At 70.7% G+C, this 16559-nt stretch carries 12 protein-coding genes; 4 read left to right on the top strand and 8 right to left on the bottom strand.

The window, feature by feature from the left end:
* Window positions 1-19 precede the first annotated feature (19 nt).
* The 3 genes from ACIQMX_RS29740 to ACIQMX_RS29730 all read right to left on the bottom strand — a co-directional run bounded on the left by ACIQMX_RS29740 (window position 20) and on the right by ACIQMX_RS29730 (window position 3553).
* Complete coding sequence (locus ACIQMX_RS29740; protein WP_136330688.1) at window positions 20-358, bottom strand: P-II family nitrogen regulator; 339 nt, start codon at window positions 356-358, stop codon at window positions 20-22.
* Window positions 355-1707 carry an ammonium transporter gene (locus tag ACIQMX_RS29735; RefSeq protein WP_363071925.1) on the bottom strand — a complete coding sequence of 451 codons (1353 nt, stop codon included), beginning with the start codon at window positions 1705-1707 and terminating at the stop codon, window positions 355-357. Before ACIQMX_RS29735 ends, ACIQMX_RS29740 begins: the two co-directional genes overlap by 4 nt.
* A 370-nt stretch (window positions 1708-2077) precedes the next feature.
* Window positions 2078-3553: a hypothetical protein gene (locus ACIQMX_RS29730; protein WP_363071927.1), complete on the bottom strand. Its 1476-nt coding sequence runs from the start codon at window positions 3551-3553 to the stop codon at window positions 2078-2080.
* A gap of 423 nt (window positions 3554-3976) precedes the next feature.
* Here ACIQMX_RS29730 and ACIQMX_RS29725 point away from each other — a divergent pair, with 423 nt between their 5' ends.
* Window positions 3977-4636: a bifunctional DNA primase/polymerase gene (locus tag ACIQMX_RS29725; protein WP_402482656.1), complete on the top strand. Its 660-nt coding sequence runs from the start codon at window positions 3977-3979 to the stop codon at window positions 4634-4636.
* Between the two features lie 124 nt (window positions 4637-4760).
* Here the strand turns inward: ACIQMX_RS29725 and ftsY are convergent, their stop codons facing one another.
* A complete protein-coding gene (gene ftsY, locus ACIQMX_RS29720) occupies window positions 4761-5957 on the bottom strand; it encodes a signal recognition particle-docking protein FtsY (RefSeq protein WP_402482654.1) in 1197 nt (398 codons plus the stop codon).
* Between the two features lie 113 nt (window positions 5958-6070).
* Here ftsY and ACIQMX_RS29715 point away from each other — a divergent pair, with 113 nt between their 5' ends.
* Window positions 6071-7462: a purine-cytosine permease family protein gene (locus ACIQMX_RS29715; protein ID WP_402482651.1), complete on the top strand. Its 1392-nt coding sequence runs from the start codon at window positions 6071-6073 to the stop codon at window positions 7460-7462.
* 63 nt (window positions 7463-7525) lie between these two features.
* Window positions 7526-8491 (top strand): LLM class flavin-dependent oxidoreductase, encoded by a 966-nt coding sequence (locus ACIQMX_RS29710; protein ID WP_363071935.1) that lies wholly within the window; start codon window positions 7526-7528, stop codon window positions 8489-8491.
* Window positions 8492-8562: 71 nt separating this feature from the next.
* Here the strand turns inward: ACIQMX_RS29710 and ACIQMX_RS29705 are convergent, their stop codons facing one another.
* From ACIQMX_RS29705 to ACIQMX_RS29690, 4 genes are all read right to left on the bottom strand, one after another.
* On the bottom strand, window positions 8563-9978 hold the full coding sequence (locus ACIQMX_RS29705) for a sugar porter family MFS transporter (RefSeq protein ID WP_363071937.1): 1416 nt from the start codon (window positions 9976-9978) through the stop codon (window positions 8563-8565).
* Between the two features lie 220 nt (window positions 9979-10198).
* Window positions 10199-14011 (bottom strand): AAA family ATPase, encoded by a 3813-nt coding sequence (locus ACIQMX_RS29700; RefSeq protein ID WP_402482648.1) that lies wholly within the window; start codon window positions 14009-14011, stop codon window positions 10199-10201.
* A gap of 346 nt (window positions 14012-14357) precedes the next feature.
* A complete protein-coding gene (locus tag ACIQMX_RS29695) occupies window positions 14358-14570 on the bottom strand; it encodes a hypothetical protein (RefSeq protein WP_018551753.1) in 213 nt (70 codons plus the stop codon).
* 439 nt (window positions 14571-15009) lie between these two features.
* A complete protein-coding gene (locus tag ACIQMX_RS29690) occupies window positions 15010-15291 on the bottom strand; it encodes an acylphosphatase (protein ID WP_402482645.1) in 282 nt (93 codons plus the stop codon).
* 144 nt (window positions 15292-15435) lie between these two features.
* Between ACIQMX_RS29690 and ACIQMX_RS29685 the strand changes: the two genes are divergently transcribed.
* On the top strand, window positions 15436-16413 hold the full coding sequence (locus ACIQMX_RS29685; RefSeq protein ID WP_402482642.1) for a CAP domain-containing protein: 978 nt from the start codon (window positions 15436-15438) through the stop codon (window positions 16411-16413).
* Window positions 16414-16559: the final 146 nt, after the last annotated feature.

The following is a 16559-nucleotide window of genomic DNA, read 5'->3' as shown; positions in this document are numbered from 1 at the left end:
CCGTGTGCGGGACAGTCGGTCAGAGTGCGTCCGGGCCGCGTTCGCCGGTGCGGACCCGGATCGCGGTCTCGACCGGGACGCTCCAGACCTTGCCGTCACCGATCTTGCCCGTCCGGGCGGCCTTCACGACGACGTCGATGAGCTGTTCGGAGTCCTCGTCCTCGACGAGGACCTCGATGCGGATCTTCGGGACGAGGTCGACGGTGTACTCGGCGCCCCGGTAGACCTCGGTGTGGCCGCGCTGACGCCCGTAGCCGCTGGCCTCCGTGACCGTGAGGCCCTGGACGCCGAAGGCCTGGAGGGCCTCCTTGATCTCATCGAGCCGGTGGGGCTTCACGACTGCGGTGATGAGCTTCATGCGTCCACCTTCTTGTTCGTCGGGGCTGCCGTGGTGCCGGGCGCGGGAGGTGTGGAGCGCGAGGACGAACCGCCGCCCGCACCGCTGAAGTCGTACGCCGTCTCGGCGTGTTCGACCTGGTCGATACCGGAGATCTCGTCGTCCTCCTCGACCCGCATCCCGATCGTCTTGTCAACCAGGAGGGCGAGGATCGCGGAGACGACCAGAGAGTACGCGAGGACCGCGAAGACACCGACGGCCTGCTTGCCGAGCTGGTCGAGTCCGCCGCCGTAGAAGAGGCCCTTGGCATCGGACTGGACCCCGCCGGTGGCGAAGAAGCCGACGAGCAGCGATCCGGCGATACCGCCGACGAGGTGGACGCCGACGACGTCCAGGGAGTCGTCGTAGCCGAACTTGTACTTGAGACCGACCGCCATGGCGCACAGCACGCCGGCGATGGCGCCGACCGCGATGGCGCCGAGCGGGCTGACCGCGCCGCCCGCGGGGGTGATGGCGACGAGTCCGGCGACGGCGCCGGATGCGGCACCGAGCGTGGTGAAGGAGCCGTGGCGGAGCTTCTCGTAGCCGAGCCAGGCGAGCATCGCGGCGGCGGTGGCGACCTGCGTGTTGACGAACATGACCGCGCCGACGCCGTCGTCGTTGCCGAGCCACGAGCCGGCGTTGAAGCCGAACCAGCCGAACCAGAGGAGACCGGCGCCGAGCATGACGAGCGGCAGGCTGTGCGGCCGCATCGGGTCCTTCTTGAAGCCGACGCGCTTGCCGATGACGAGGATCACGCCGAGGGCCGCGGCACCCGCGTTGATGTGGACGGCGGTACCACCGGCGAAGTCGATGACGCCGAGCTCGAAGAGCCAGCCGCCGGCGCCCCAGACCCAGTGCGCGACCGGGAAGTAGACGACGGTGACCCAGAGGGTGATGAAGAGCGCCCAGGAGGTGAACTTGACCCGGTCGGCGAGCGCGCCGCTGATCAGGGCCGGGGTGAGCACGGCGAACATCAGCTGGAAGACGGCGAAGACGTACACCGGGATGGTGTAGCCGTCCCACAGCTCCGTGACGCCGATCCCGCTGAGGCCGACGAAGTCCTGGCTCCATCCGATGATCGAGCCGGTGTCGGTACCGAAGGCGAGGCTGAATCCGTAGAGCACCCACAGGATCGTGACGATCCCGAGGCTGATGAAGCTCATCATCAGCATGTTGAGGGTGCTCTTGACGCGGACCATGCCTCCGTAGAAGAAGGCCAGGGCCGGGGTCATGAGCATCACCAGGGCCGAGCAGATGAGCATGAACCCGGTGTTGGCGGCAGACAGCGTCGGGGCGTCTGCTGCAAGCGTCGTGATGCCTGGGGGCATCGGCGTCTCCTCGTCGTCGGTGCGGCCGCGTGCGGGGGCGGTGGGGACGTATCCACGTGCGGGACCACTGGGGAAAAGGTGCGGGCCGGTTATGGGCATGAGATTCGCCCAGCGCCGTTTCCGCCGATGCCACACGATGTTTCGCCGCAGTGACTAAGAGGACCGTCGTGTTACGTCGCCATGAACCGCCCGTGCCGTACCCGCGCTCGGGCCTACTCTGCGGCCGGAGCCGCATACGGTGCGGTTACGACGCTCCGGCAGGGGAACGACCACACGAACCGGCCACGACGACCACCCACTGACCAGGCAATCGGGGGAGCCGAAGTCGGTCGGTGCGGGGTGGCCGTCGTGGCCGGGGCAGAGGTGCCGCTCAGACCGCTTCGGCGGTCTCGGGCAGTTGTTCGGTGAGGAGATCGGTGAGCCGGGCGACCTCGGGAATGTCCCCGAAGTCCCTGGCAGCGGTGTCGACGGTCTTGCGCAGCCGGGTGTTGACCCGCTCCGAGCGGACCTTCTTGGCGACGCGCAGCGCCTTCTCGGCCAGCACGGTGGACTGCTCGGGCTCGCGCTTGAGGAGGTGGACGGTGGCGAGGCCGACCAGATTGAGCGCGTACGAGCGCTGGTGCTCGTCGTCGTCGCTGAAGAGCTCGACCGCCCGCTGCATGACGGGTTCGGCGAGCGAGGCGTACGTGGGGCTGCGGCCCGCCACATAGGCCAGGTCGCGGTAGGAGTGGGAGTTCTCGCCGTTGAGCTCGGCCTCGGAGAAGAAGCGGATCCAGTCGGGCTCGGGCTCGCCGTCGATCCCCGCGTCGAGGAAGGTGTCCTCGGCCATCCGAACGGCACGCTTGCACTTGCTGGGCTGGCCCATGTTGGCGTAGGCGCGGGCCTCCATCGCATACAGCATGGCCTGGGTCCGCGCGGTGGCGCAGTCGCGGCTGCCGTACTGCGCGAGGTGGATGAGTTCGAGCGCGTCGTCGGGGCGGCCGAGGTGGATCATCTGGCGGCTCATGCTGGACAGGACGTACGAGCCCAGCGGCTTGTCGCCGGCCTCCTTCGAGGCGTGCAGGGCGAGCACGAAGTACTTCTGTGCGGTGGGCTGGAGGCCGACGTCGTAACTCATCCAGCCCGCCAGTTCGGCCAGTTCGGCGGCGCAGCGGAAGAGGCGCTTCGCGGTGGCGGCCGGTTGCGGCTCCTGGAGCAGGTCGGTGACCTCGTGGAGCTGGCCGACGACGGCCTTGCGGCGCAGTCCGCCGCCGCACTGGGCGTCCCACTGGCGGAACATCGCGGTGGTGGACTCCAGCAGGTCGAGCTCGGGGCCGGAGAGACGGGACGGGCGGTGGGCGGCGGCGTCCGGCTCCGGCTCGACGGGCGCGCCGCCGGCCACGGGGACCAGCCAGCGCTGCATGGGTTCGATGAGGGCGGGTCCGGCGGCGAGCGCGAGGGAGCTGCCGAGGAATCCGCGGCGGGCCAGCATCAGGTCGCTGCGGGAGAACTCGCTGAGCAGGGCGACGGTCTGAGGACCGGCCCAGGGCAGATCGACGCCGGCCACGGAGGGTGCCTGGTGGGCGGCGCGCAGCCCCAGGTCCTCGACGGCGACGACGGAGCCGAAGCGTTCGGAGAACAGCTCGGACAGGATGCGCGGGATCGGTTCGCGCGGCTGCTCACCGTCGAGCCAGCGCCGCACCCGTGAGGTGTCGGTGCTGATGTGGTGGGCGCCCATCTGGCGCGCTCGGCGGTTCACCTGCCGGGCGAGCTCGCCCTTCGACCAGCCGCTGCGCACGAACCAGGATCCCAATTGCCCGTTGGGGCGCTTACCGGCATTCGAATCGCCTGCGCCGCTGCCACTCACTGGAACGCCCCCATCCGCCGAATACTGTCGCGCGAACCTCTATCAGAATGCCGTGAACCGATGCTGCTCGTATGCAGGTTGCCCGCCATCGAACAGAAAATCGGGTTGCCTCCGGCATACCCACGGGCGCACATACTTCCATGGTTCGTGTACCGACGGTAATCCTACGATCACCCCCTCGGCGAGGCCGTTTGCAGAAACGCCACCATTCGCCACCCCTTCGAATGAACGCCACCCCGGCCGGGCGCGATTCACTTGACAGACAGCGACCAACGACAGGCGCAGAGATGCATTCAGGGGCGCGCGCGAGGTCTCGCGCCCCGGGGGCGCACTCCGTGCCCACATCGGTCGCCCGGAACGGCGGAGCTTCACACCGGCGCTCCGGTTCGTAACCACCGGCGCGTTGGACCCGTTGGAGGGGGCATGGGCTTCACGATCGGCGGCATCCGCGAGAGGCGGTCCGGCGCGCGACGCCGCGGCCGTCCGGCCGAGGGCACCGCGGTGGCCGAGTACACGGGACTGTGGGGCTGGGCGGTCGTGCCCGGCGCACGCGCCGCGGACGGCAACTGCTCCTGTGGGCAGGCGGGCTGCCCCTCCCCCGGCGCCCATCCGCTGGACTTCGCGCAGGAGGTCCCCGCCGGGGCGACGCTCGACACGGCGGCACGCGCGTGGGCCGAGGTGCCCGGGGCCTCGATGCTGCTGCCCGTGGGCCGCAGCTTCGATGTGCTCGACGTCGCGGAGGAGGCCGGGCGGCGGGCCCTGGTACGGATGGAGCGGATGGGGCTGCCGCTGGGCCCAGTGGCGGTGACCCCGGCCGGCCGGGCGCAGTTCTTCGTCGCGCCGGGCGCGGCCGCCGACCTGCCCCAGCTGCTGTACCGGATGGGCTGGGACGACGCGGGCCTGGACCTGCGGGCGTTCGGATCCGGCTCCCACATCACCGCGCCGCCGTCGGACCAGGGCGGCCTCGGCCCGGTCCGCTGGCTGCGCCCACCGGCCCTGGGCACCGCGGCGGCTCCCCCGCAGGCCCGGTTGCTGCTGGGCACACTGGCGTACATCTGCCACCGGCTGGCTCCCTGCGGCTGACGGCACTCGCAATCCGCGCTCCGCCGGCCGGCAGCACAGCCGTCGGACGGTACGGGCACTACAGCGAGGAGCCCGGCCGCGCAGTGCGTGCGGCCGGGCTCCTCGCTGTAGCGGTACGAAGGGTTCAGTCCCCGATCAGGGCGTCCACGAACGCCTCCGGCTCGAACGGGGCCAGGTCGTCCGGACCCTCGCCGAGCCCGATCAGCTTCACCGGTACGCCCAGCTCGCGCTGGACGGCGATGACGATGCCGCCCTTGGCGGTGCCGTCGAGCTTGGTGAGGACGATGCCCGTGATGTCGACGACCTCGGCGAACACCCGCGCCTGCACCAGGCCGTTCTGGCCGGTGGTGGCGTCGAGGACGAGCAGGATCTCGTCGAGCGGCCCGTGCTTCTCGACGACCCGCTTGACCTTGCCGAGCTCGTCCATCAGCCCGGTCTTGGTGTGCAGCCGGCCCGCCGTGTCGATGAGCACGACGTCGGCGCCCTCGGCGATGCCTTCCTTCACGGCGTCGAAGGCGATCGACGCCGGGTCGCCGCCCTCGGGTCCGCGCACGGTGCGGGCACCGACGCGCTCGCCCCAGGTCTGGAGCTGGTCGGCGGCGGCGGCGCGGAAGGTGTCGGCCGCGCCGAGCACGACGCTGCGGCCGTCGGCCACGAGCACCCGGGCCAGCTTGCCGGTGGTGGTGGTCTTGCCGGTGCCGTTGACGCCGACGACCATGACGACGCCGGGGGTTTCGGCGCCGCTCTCCGTCTTGACCGCGCGGTCGAAGTCGGTGCCGAGCAGGGTGAGGAGCTCCTCGCGCAGCAGCGCGCGCAGTTCCTCGGGGGTGCGGGTGCCGAGCACGCGGACGCGCTCGCGGAGCCGTTCGACCAGTTCCTGGGTGGGAGCGACGCCGACGTCGGCGGTGAGGAGGGTGTCCTCGATCTCCTCCCAGGTGTCCTCGTCGAGGTTGTCCCGGGACAGGAGCGTGAGCAGCCCCTTGCCGAGGGAGTTCTGCGAGCGGGCGAGCCTGGCCCGCAGCCGTACGAGACGGCCGGCGGTGGGCTCGGGGACGTCCAGCTCGGGGACGGCGGGCGCCTCCGCCTCCGCGGTTTCCGGGGCCTCCTCGGGCGGAAGGCCGACCTCCTCGATGGTGCGGCGCGAGGTGTCGCGCGGCGTCTCGGCCTCCTCGCCGACATGGGGCTCGGCGGGAGGAGTGATGGTCGGCGTGCTCGACGGTGCCGGGGGCAGCTGCTTCTTCTTGCGGCTGCTGACCACGAGCCCGCTGATCACGCCGACCGCGACCAGGGCGATGACTACAGCAAGGATGACGAATTCCATAACCCACCCAGTATCGGTCACGCGTGGCGGCGAGCGAGGGATGCACGGTCCGCCAGGGGGCCGAGTGCGCAGAGCGTTACGCGCCATTTGCCGGAAAAGGTACGATCCTGGCCGTGGAGACCCGTGGGCTGGACCCCGTGCCCGACAGCGAGCGGACCGGCCGGGTCCGGGCCCTGTTCCCCACCTGGATGGCGGCCAACATGACTGTGCTGCTGCTCACCATCGGGGCGGGGCTCGTCGTCCTGGACGGACTCGGCCTCTGGCAGGTGCTGGTCGTCGCGGTCGCGGCACCGGCCGTCTCGTTCGGACTGGTCGGACTGGTCTCGGTCGCGGGGCGCAGCGGCGGCGCCCCCGGCATGGCCCTCTCCCGGGCCGTCTTCGGCCAGCGCGGCAATCTGGCGCCCGGCGCGCTGATCTGGGTGGCCCGCTGGGGGTGGGAGACGGTGAACGCGGTCACCGGCACGTACGCGCTGCTGGCCGTGCTCGGTCTGCTCTTCGGCATCCGGAGCACCTCGACGCTGGTCGTGGTGACGCTGCTCGCCTTCGTCGCGGGCAGCTTTCTGCTGTCGGGAATGGGGATGGGGGCGCTGCGACGGTGCTGCACCTGGTCCGCGTGCCTCTTCGGCGGGTTCAGCGTGCTGGTCCTGGTCCATCTGGCCGGGACCACGGCCTGGCCCGCCGTACTGGACCGGCCGCCCGGTCCGACGTCGGCGATGATCGCCGGGATCGGCACCCTGGCGGCCGGCGGCATCAGCTGGGCTCCCGCCGGGCCGGATTTCACCCGCTACCTTCCGCGCACCGCGTCCGGGCGGACGATGGTCGCGGCGACGGTGGGCGGCGCGGGAGTCGTCTTCCTTCCGCTGGTGCTGATGGGGGCGGTGATGGCGGTCGGTACGCCGGAGCTCGCCGTCACCCGCGATCCGGTCTCGTTCATCGGAGTGCTGCTGCCCGACTGGATCTCGGTTCCGTATCTGTTCGTCGCCGTGCTCGGCATGGTGCTGATCAACGCCATGTCGATGTATTCGGCCGGATTCACCGCACAGACCCTGGGATTCAGGATCCCGCGCGCCTGGGCCGTCGGCGTGAATGCCGCGATCAGCCTGTTCCTGGGATCGCTGCTGATGCTCGTGGCGAGCAGTTTCGTCGATTCGTTCGTCTCTTTCCTGAATCTGCTCGCGGTGACGTTCTCGGCCTGGATCGGCGTCTTCGGCGTGGATCAGCTGCGGGGGCGCACATACGACCCGGAGGCGCTCATGGACACCACGTCCACCAGCGCCTACTGGTACGCGGGCGGCTTCGCGTGGACCGCGATGGCGGCCTGGGCGGCCGGCCTGGCGGTGGGGCTGCTGTTCACCGGCGTGCAGTGGTTCACCGGCCCGCTCGCGACGACCTGGACGGGGCGCAACGGGCTCGGCTGGGCGGTGACGATCCTCGTCTCCGGCGGCCTGTACGCGGCACTGCCGCGTCCCGCGGCGCGACGGGCGGCCGCACCCCTACACTTCTGACGCTGCGTCAGCTAAGGTCCGGCCTCGCCCAGCCCGCCCGGCAGGACCCAGGAGGACAGCGTCATGGCCTTCACCGTCGTCCGGTTCAACCTCGTCGACCCCGACGCCACCCCGGGGTCCCTCTCGGCCCGCTACCGTGCGGCGCTGGACATGACCGCCTATGCCGACGAGCACGGCGTCGACACCGTGCAGACCGAGGAGCACCACGGGGCCGCCAACTCCTGGCTGCCGTCCCCGTTCGTCCTCGCCGGGGCCGTCTTCGGGGCCACCCGGCGGATCGCGGTCACGGTCTCCGCGGTCATCGGGCCGCTGCACGACCCGCTGCGGCTGGCCGAGGACATCGCGGTGCTCGATCTGCTGAGCGCGGGCCGGCTGGTCACCGTCGCGGGGATCGGCTACCGGCCCGAGGAGTACGAGCGGGCCGGCGTCGAGTGGGGCAGGCGGGGCCGGCTCCAGGACGAGGCGCTGGAGACCCTGCTGAAGGCGTGGACGGGCGAGCCGTTCGAGTTCCGCGGCCGCACGGTCACGGTCACCCCGCGTCCGTACACCCGCCCGCATCCGCTGCTGCTGGTGGGAGGCAGCTCGCGGGCGGCGGCCCGGCGGGCGGCCCGGCTGGGGCTGCCGTTGTTCCCGAGCGCGCATCTGCCGGAGCTGGAGGCGTACTACCACGAGCAGCGCGCGGAGCACGGTACGGAGGGCTTCTGCATGATGCCCTCGGCCGAGACACCGTTGCTGCATGTGTCCGAGGACCCGGACCGGGCCTGGGCCGCGTACGGGGAGCACTTCCTGCACGAGGCGCGTACGTACGCCTCCTGGCAGTCCAAGGACATCCGTTCCGCCGTCCGCTCGGCGGCGACGACGGTGGCGGAGCTCCGGGCCGAGGGCGTCTACCGGATCGTCACACCGCAGGCGTGCGCCGCGCTCGCCGGAGAGCTGGACAGCCTGGTGCTGCACCCGCTGTGCGGCGGGATGCCGGTCGAGGAGGGCTGGCGCAGCCTGCGGCTGTTCTGCGGGGCGATCGGGGGGTGAACGTGCGTAAGGCCTCGTCCCGCGGGCGCGGGACGAGGCCTTACGTCTTCGAGGAGACTTGGCAGCGGGGATCAGCCCATCTCCTCCAGCGCCTTGCCCTTGGTCTCCTTCACGAACTTGATGACGAAGGGGATCGAGAGCGTGGCGAAGCAGGCGTAGATGATGTACGTGCCCGACAGGTTCCAGTCGGCGAGGCTCGGGAAGCTCGCGGTGATCGCCCAGTTGGCGATCCACTGCGCGGAGGCGGCGACGCCCAGCGCGGCGGCACGGATCCGGTTCGGGAACATCTCGCCGAGGAAGACCCAGACCACGACGCCCCACGAGAGGGCGAAGAACAGCACGAAGACGTGCGCGGCGATCAGCGCCACCAGGCCCTGGGTGTCCGGCAGCTTGCCGTCGACCAGGTCGGCGGAGAAGGCCCAGGCCTCGAAGGCGAGGGCGAGGGCCATGCCGCAGGAGCCGACGAGGGCCAGCGGGCGACGGCCCACCCGGTCCACCAGGACCATCGCGATCACCGTACCGATGATGTTGATGATCGAGGTCGTGAACGAGTAGAAGAACGAGTCGGTCGGGTCGATGCCGACGGACTGCCACAGCGTCGCCGAGTAGTAGAACGCCACGTTGATGCCGACGAGCTGCTGGAACACCGACAGGCCGATACCGACCCAGACGATGGGCAGGAAGCCGAACCGGCTGCCGAGCAGGTCCCTGAAGCTCGACTTGTGCTCGCGGTGCATCGCCGTCTCGATCTCGGTGACGCGGGCGTCGAGGTCGACGTTCTTGCCCTCGACCTCTTCGAGGATCTTCCGGGCGCGGTCCTTCTTGCCGACGGAGATCAGGAAGCGGGGGGACTCCGGGATGGCGAACGAGAGCAGCCCGTAGAGCACGGCGGGCACGACCATCACACCGAGCATCCACTGCCAGGCTTCGAGGCCGCCGATCTTGCCGCGCTGATCGCCGTCGGCGATCTGCAGGATGCCGTAGTTGACCAGCTGGGAGATGGCGATGCCGATGACGATCGCCGCCTGCTGGAAGGAGCCGAGCCGGCCGCGGTAGGCGGGCGGCGAGACCTCGGCGATGTAGGCCGGGCCGATCACCGACGCCATACCGATGGCGAAGCCGCCGATGATGCGCCACATCGCCAGGTCCCAGAGCGCGAACGGGAGCGCGGAACCCACGGCGCTGATGGTGAAGAGCACCGAGGCGATCTGCATGCAGCGGATGCGCCCGATGCGGTCGGCGATCCGGCCCGCCGTGGCGGCGCCGATCGCACAGCCGATCAGAGCGATGGCGATGACCTGGGCGAGCGTGCCGGAGCCGATGTCGTACCGGTCACGGATCGCCTCGACGGCACCGTTGATGACGGAGCTGTCGTAGCCGAAGAGGAAGCCACCCATCGCAGCGGCAGCGGTGATGAAGATGACATGGCCGATGTGTTCCGGATGGGCCGCCCGGGCGGACTCTGGTCCCTGCGATGTGCTGGTCACGTGAACTCCTGGGGCCTGGCCGCAACGTCAGGCGTGGGGGGTGAGCTCTTCTCAGTGGCGCACAACTTCACGACTGCCACCACTTGAAGGTAAAAACGACGTTGCAGAGAATATGCGTTCAACTTATGAAGTCAAGACACGAGTACAGCCCCGCCATGGCTCCACATCTACCCAGGAGCACCCAAAAGGTACGTTGAAGTCTTGAAGATTAGGTAAAGGCTCAGTGCAGCCGCTGACTGATCACCTTGGACACGCCGTCGCCCTGCATCGAGACGCCGTACAGCGCGTCGGCGACCTCCATCGTCCGCTTCTGGTGCGTGATCACGATGAGCTGCGAGCTCTCCTGGAGCTCCTCCATGATCCGGATCAGCCGCTGCAGGTTGGTGTCGTCGAGCGCCGCCTCGACCTCGTCCATCACATAGAACGGGCTCGGCCTGGCCTTGAAGATCGAGACCAGCAACGCCACGGCCGTCAGCGACCTTTCCCCGCCCGACAGCAGGGAGAGCCGCTTCACCTTCTTGCCCGGCGGCCTGGCCTCGACGTCGACGCCGGTCGCCAGCATGTTGTCCGGATCGGTCAGGATCAGCCGCCCGTCACCGCCCGGGAACAGGCGCGAGAAGACGCCTTCGAACTCCCTGGCCGTGTCCCGGTACGCCTCGGTGAAGACCTGCTCGACCCGCTCGTCGACCTCCTTGATGACCTGCATCAGATCGGCCCGGGTCTTCTTCAGGTCCTCCAGCTGCTCGGAGAGGAACTTGTGCCGCTCCTCCAGTGCCGAGAACTCCTCAAGGGCGAGCGGATTCACCTTCCCGAGTTGCTGATACGCCCGTTCGGCCGACCTCAGCCGCTTCTCCTGCTCGGCCCGGACGAACGGCTTCGGCTGGTTGCGCGGGTGCTCCGGATCCTCCGGCAGCTCCTCCCCCTCGGCCGCGGGAGACGGCGGGACGAGCTGGTCCGGCCCGTACTCCGCCGCCAGGCCGGCCGGCTCCACGCCCAGCTCCTCCAGGGCCTTCGCCTCCAGCTGCTCTATCCGCAGCCGCTTCTCGGCGCCGAGCACCTCTCCCCGGTGGACCGAGTCCGTCAGCTTGTCGAGCTCGCCCTTGAGCTCGCGCCCCCGGTGGCGTTCGGCCGCCAGCTCCCGCTCCCGCTCGGCCTTCGACGCCTCGGCTGCCGCCCGCTCCTCCTCGGCCCGAACGACGGACACCTCGACGTGGGCGAGCAGCTGACGGGCTCCGGACGCGACGGCCGAGGCCACTGCGGCCTCGTGGCGCAGCCGGGCGCGGCGCTGCTCGACACGGGCGCGGGCCTCGCGTTCGGCGCGGGCGCCCCGGTCGAGGGAGTCGGCGCGGCCGGCGAGGGCCTTGACCCGTTCCTCGTGGGTCCGGACCTGGAGCCGGGCCTCCATCTCGGTCTGGCGGGCGTTCGCGCCGTCGGCGGCGAGCCGGTCGCGCACAGCGGTGTCCGGCTCCTCGTCCGCCCCGTCCTGCGCGGCCTCCTCGGCCACCAGCAGCCGCTCGGCCAGCTCCTCGGCCTCCTGGGTCGCCCGCTCCAGGGCCTCCTCGGCGCGGGCGGCGGACGCGGTCATCCGCTCGGCCTCCCCGGCAGCGCCGCGCGCCTGTCCGGCCAGCCGGCCGAGCTGCTGGGCCACCCCGGACTTCTCCCGCTCCGCGGTCCGGCGGCGCTCCCCCAGCTCCTCGACGAGCGCCGCGCAGTCGCCGCGCCGCTGTGCCGCGATCCGCTGTGTCCCGGTCAGCTCCGCGCACCGCACGGCAAGTTCGGCGAGCTCCGCCGCGGCCTCGTCCACGGAGGCCTGGACCTCGAGAAGGCTGGGCGCTCCTGCCGAGCCGCCGTGCGCGAAGTGAGCCGAGAGCACATCTCCCTCGCCGGTCACCGCTGTCAGTTCCGGATGGGCGGCGACCAGGTCCTCGGCGTCCTCCAGCGTTCCGACGACCACCATGGCCCGCACCATCCTGCGGACCGCGGCCATCAGTTCGACGGGACCGCTGACGAGATCGGCGACTGCGGACGCGCCCCGGCCGTCGTCGAGGACCAGCGCGGTGCTCCGTCCGGCGGGCGCGGCCTCGGCATCGGCCGGCCCACGGGATGCCGGAGGCAAGGCGACCCCCGGCGCCGCCTCGGCATCGGCCGGCCCACGGGATGCGGGAGCCGGGGTGACCTCCGGCATTCCCGGCGCGGCCTCGACGGCCTGTCCCGGGACGTGCGCGACCGCGGCGCGCGGCGCCGGGCACGCCTCCGGGCTCTGGCCCGGTACGTGGCCCCTCGTGTCGGACCCGCCGACGTCCACAGCCCCGGCTCCGCCGCCGAGCAGCAACGACGCGCGTCCCGCGTCCTGCTTGCGGAGCAGCCGGATCGCCTCCGCGGCCGTGGCCGCGTCCGTCACCGCGACCGCGTCCGCCGCAGCGCCCAGCGCCGCCGCGACCGCGATCTCGTGGCCCGGGGCCACCGTGAGCAGTTCCGCCGCCGGTCCGAGCAGACCCGTCAGCCGGTCCCGGGCGCCGAGCAGCACACCCGTGCCGTCCTTGCGGCGCAGTCCGAGGGCCAGTGCGTCATGGCGGGCCGCGACCGCCGCGCGCTCGCGTTCGGCGCTGGTGAGGTCGTCCCTGGCCGTGGAGAGCACCCCCTCCGCCTCCTTCAGTTCCCGCCGGGCTGCCTCGTGCCGCTCGCCGAGTTCCGTGTCCCCGGCGTCCAGGCCGTCGACCTCGGCCTTCAGCTGCTCGTACTCCTCCTGGGCCCGGACCGCCCGCTCCGTGGCCTCGTCGCGCGAGGCGGCCAGCCGGTCGATCTCCGACTGCGCCGAACCGGCCCGGCTGCGGGCCGCGTTGACCTGGCCGTTCAGCCGGGCGAGCCCTTCACGGCGGTCGGCGAGCGCGCGGGCCGCGTCCTTGAGCCTGCGTTCCTCGGCCGCGAGTTCCCGTTCCAGTTCGGCCCGGTGGGACGCGGTGTCCTCCAGCGCGTGCTCCGCCGCCTCCAGTGCCGCGGTCAGTTCCGCCTCCTGCTCGCGGATCCGGGCGGCCTCGCGCTCCATGTCCTCGGGGTCGCGTCCCCGTCGTTCCTCCTCGGGCGGCGCGGTGGCGCTCTTCACCCGGGCGTCGGCGAGCGAGACGGTGCCGCGTACGCGTTCGGCCAGCTGCGACAGTTCGTACCAGGTCTGCTGGGCCCGCTGGAGCCGGGGGGTCAGCCGCCGTACCTCGCCCTCCAGTTCGGCCTCGCGTCCGAGCGCCGCCTTCAGTTCCGTCTCGGCCGCCTCGCGGCGCTGCTTCAGGGCCGCCTCGTCGGCGATCTCGCTGCGCAGGGCGGTGTGCAGGCGCACCAGGTCATCGGCGAGGAGACGCAGTCGGGCGTCGCGCAGATCGGCCTGGATGACAGCGGCCCGGCGGGCCACCGCGGCCTGCCGGCCGAGCGGTTTCAACTGCCGCCGCAGTTCGTCGGTGAGGTCCTGCACCCGGGCCAGGTTCGCCCCCATCGCGTCCAGCTTCCGCAGCGCCTTCTCCTTGCGCTTGCGGTGCTTGAGGACTCCGGCGGCCTCCTCGATGAAGGCCCGGCGCCCCATCGGGTCCGCGTGGAGCACGGAGTCCAGCTGGCCCTGGCCGACGATGACGTGCATCTCCCGGCCGATACCGGAATCGGAGAGAAGCTCCTGGATGTCCAGCAGCCGGCAGGTGTCGCCGTTGATCTGGTATTCACTGCCGCCGTTGCGGAACATGATCCGAGTGATCGTCACTTCGGCGTACTCGATGGGCAGTGCGCCGTCGGAATTGTCGATGGTCAGCGATACTTCCGCCCGGCCGAGCGGTGGCCGCCCCGTGGTCCCGGCGAAGATCACGTCTTCCATCTTGCCGCCGCGCAGGGATTTGGCGCCCTGCTCCCCCATGACCCAGGAGAGCGCGTCCACCACATTGGACTTGCCCGACCCGTTGGGGCCGACCACACAGGTGATCCCGGGTTCGAACCGCAGGGTGGTGGCGGAGGCGAACGATTTGAAACCACGCAGGGTCAGGGCCTTGAGGTGCACGCCGCCGGACTCTACCTTTCACTCTCGGTTTCGCTGATGAAGGTGCAGGGCACATCAGACGGTAAGGGAAGGGGTGTACGTCCGGGGCGGGACGGGCGCGGTTCGGAGGGGAAAAGAAAGAAGGGACGCCGAAGCGTCCCCTGCAAATCTTGTGCAATGCTGCTGAGTCGTGCGGTGTCGCATCGACGGATCCGCCGCCTCCGTGAAGGCGCGCGTGCCCGGATCAGTGACGAGGCACATGAAGAAGCAGATCAAAAGCAATTGATCTTCAATGATCCGGTGACGATCCGGCGATGATCCCGTGCGGCTGACGCGTGCAGCCCGACCGGCCCCTGGGGGCCATCGGTCAGGTCAGCGCCGGCTCCGCCTGAGGTACGTCGATGTCGATGCTGTCGAGCAGCGACTCTTGGTGCTGGGCGGCGGCGTTGAGCGCGTCGTTCTCGTCCTGAATCCGTACGAGCTCGGACTCAAGATCCTGGACGCGCTGCTGAAGCCGTCGCATCTCGGCGAGGAGTCGCGGATCGGAACCGCCGACGTAACCGAGAAGCGCCTTTGCCATGATGGATGGTCCTCCACACTGAGTGACCGACCGATGCGGTGTGGGTCGTGAGGGAATCGCACCCGCGGTGCTCGGCAGTGCTCTGTGTTCACTGCTGTTCTGCTGCCAAACAGCTCTGCCGAACAGCTAAGGTGCGCGGGGATTTCAGCGTCTCACCAAAAAGTTTGACGGTCAACACGATCACACCCTGTAGAGGCGGGCGTCCCGGGGGCGCGCGGCTTGACGATCATGCGGCGCGACTCTCCAGCGGGGCCCTCAGGGGCACGGAGATCATCCTTACTGCCGCAGCCTGGCACGGCAACCGAATCTTGGCAACCACCGGGTCATTCCGCAGGTCATTTCATGTGTACGCATGACCGCGGCCTTCGCCGTCACCCCTCGCCGCGCATCGAACACGGCCCGAACACGAGCCGCGTTCCTCCCCCTCCCCGGGACCGGATCAGCGGATCTCGAATCCCTCATAACCACCCCGCGGCGTGTCCCAGATCTCAGTGACTCCGTCAACGCGGCCGGGTGTGTCGTCCGAGCGCAGCCAATCCAGCAGACGGTGGCAATTCTCACGCCCCCCTTCCGCCACAACCTGCACTCTGCCGTCGTCGAGATTGAGGGCGAATCCGGTGAGGCCGCCGATCTCCAAAGCGTTTGCCCTGGTGAACCAGCGGAACCCTACTTGCTGTACTCGGCCGCGTACCCAGGCGGTGAGCCGTACATCTTCGTTCATGCCCGAACGCTAACCGGCCAATTGCTCTCGGAGCACTTCTCGTCGAAACGCGATGGCGTACAGTCCCCTCGCAATAGCTTCACTCGATCGGGTGAGCCAGGGTGCGCCGACAACGGCGTCCAGATCGTCAGAAGGGCACAGCAGATGGGACGCCATCGACGCTCCGCCGCAGCTCCCGCCGCTGAACAGACCGCGGAGGGAACCGCAGGCCGGAATCAGGGGGCGCGCCGCAGGAAGCGGGGCGGCCTGCCGGTACGTACGGGACTGATCGGCGTCTCCGCGGCCCTGGCCGTCGGAGCGGTCGCGGTGGCCTCCGGACTGGTGCCCGGCGGCGACAACTACAACGTGAGCGGCGGCCCGGCCGCTGATCAGGTGCGCTCCGAGGGGACCCCGGACCTGCTGACGCAGGGCGGCTCCACGACCGCACCCGCCGACCGCGGTTCCGCCTCGACCGCCGCCAGCCGCGGCAGCGAGCGCCCCGAGGCACCCACGAAGTCCGCTTCCCCCAAGGCCGGCACCCCGTCCGCGTCCCCCTCCCTCACGTCCGAGCCGACGCGGGCGAAGACGAAGGAGGCGGCGGCCACCGCCACGGAGCAGGCACGGCGCTCCGCCTCGAAGACCCCCGCCGCCGAACCCACCAAGAGCTCGGCGCCCACTTCCGCGCCGGCCCCGGCCCCGGCCAAGCCGACGGCCAAGCCCTCGACCTCCGCGCCGGCGGCACGCAAAACCACCGCACCGGCAGCCGCCACCTCGGCCCAGGCCGCCGTGCTCGCCCTGGTCAACCAGGAGCGTTCCAAGGTCGGCTGCAGTCCGGTGACCGCGAGTTCCTCGCTGGCCTCGCTCGCCCAGAACTTCAGCGACGACATGGCGGCCCGCGGGTTCTTCGACCACACCGACCCGGACGGACAGTCCCCGTGGGACCGTGCCGCGAAGGCCGGGGTCTCGGGTCTCGGCGGCGAGAACATCGCCCGCGGCCAGGCCGACGCCGAGGCCGTGATGGAGGCCTGGATGAACAGCGAAGGCCACCGCGCGAACATTCTCAACTGCGACTACAAGACGCTGGGCGTCGGCGTCCACTTCGGTTCCGGCGGTCCCTGGTGGACCCAGGACTTCGGCTTCTAGGAATTCCGCAGGCCGGCGACCTGTCAGCATGTCCGGGCCCGGGGGGGGGGGGGGGGGGGGGCCCCGGGGGGGGGGGGGGGGGGTGGGGGGGGGCCCCCCCCCCCCCCCCGGCCCGGGCCCCCCCCGGGGGCGGGGCGGCAACCGGG

Source organism: Streptomyces sp. NPDC091416 (assembly GCF_044756845.1).
Classification (GTDB): domain Bacteria; phylum Actinomycetota; class Actinomycetes; order Streptomycetales; family Streptomycetaceae; genus Streptomyces.
This window is presented reverse-complemented; position numbering and strand designations above follow the sequence as displayed.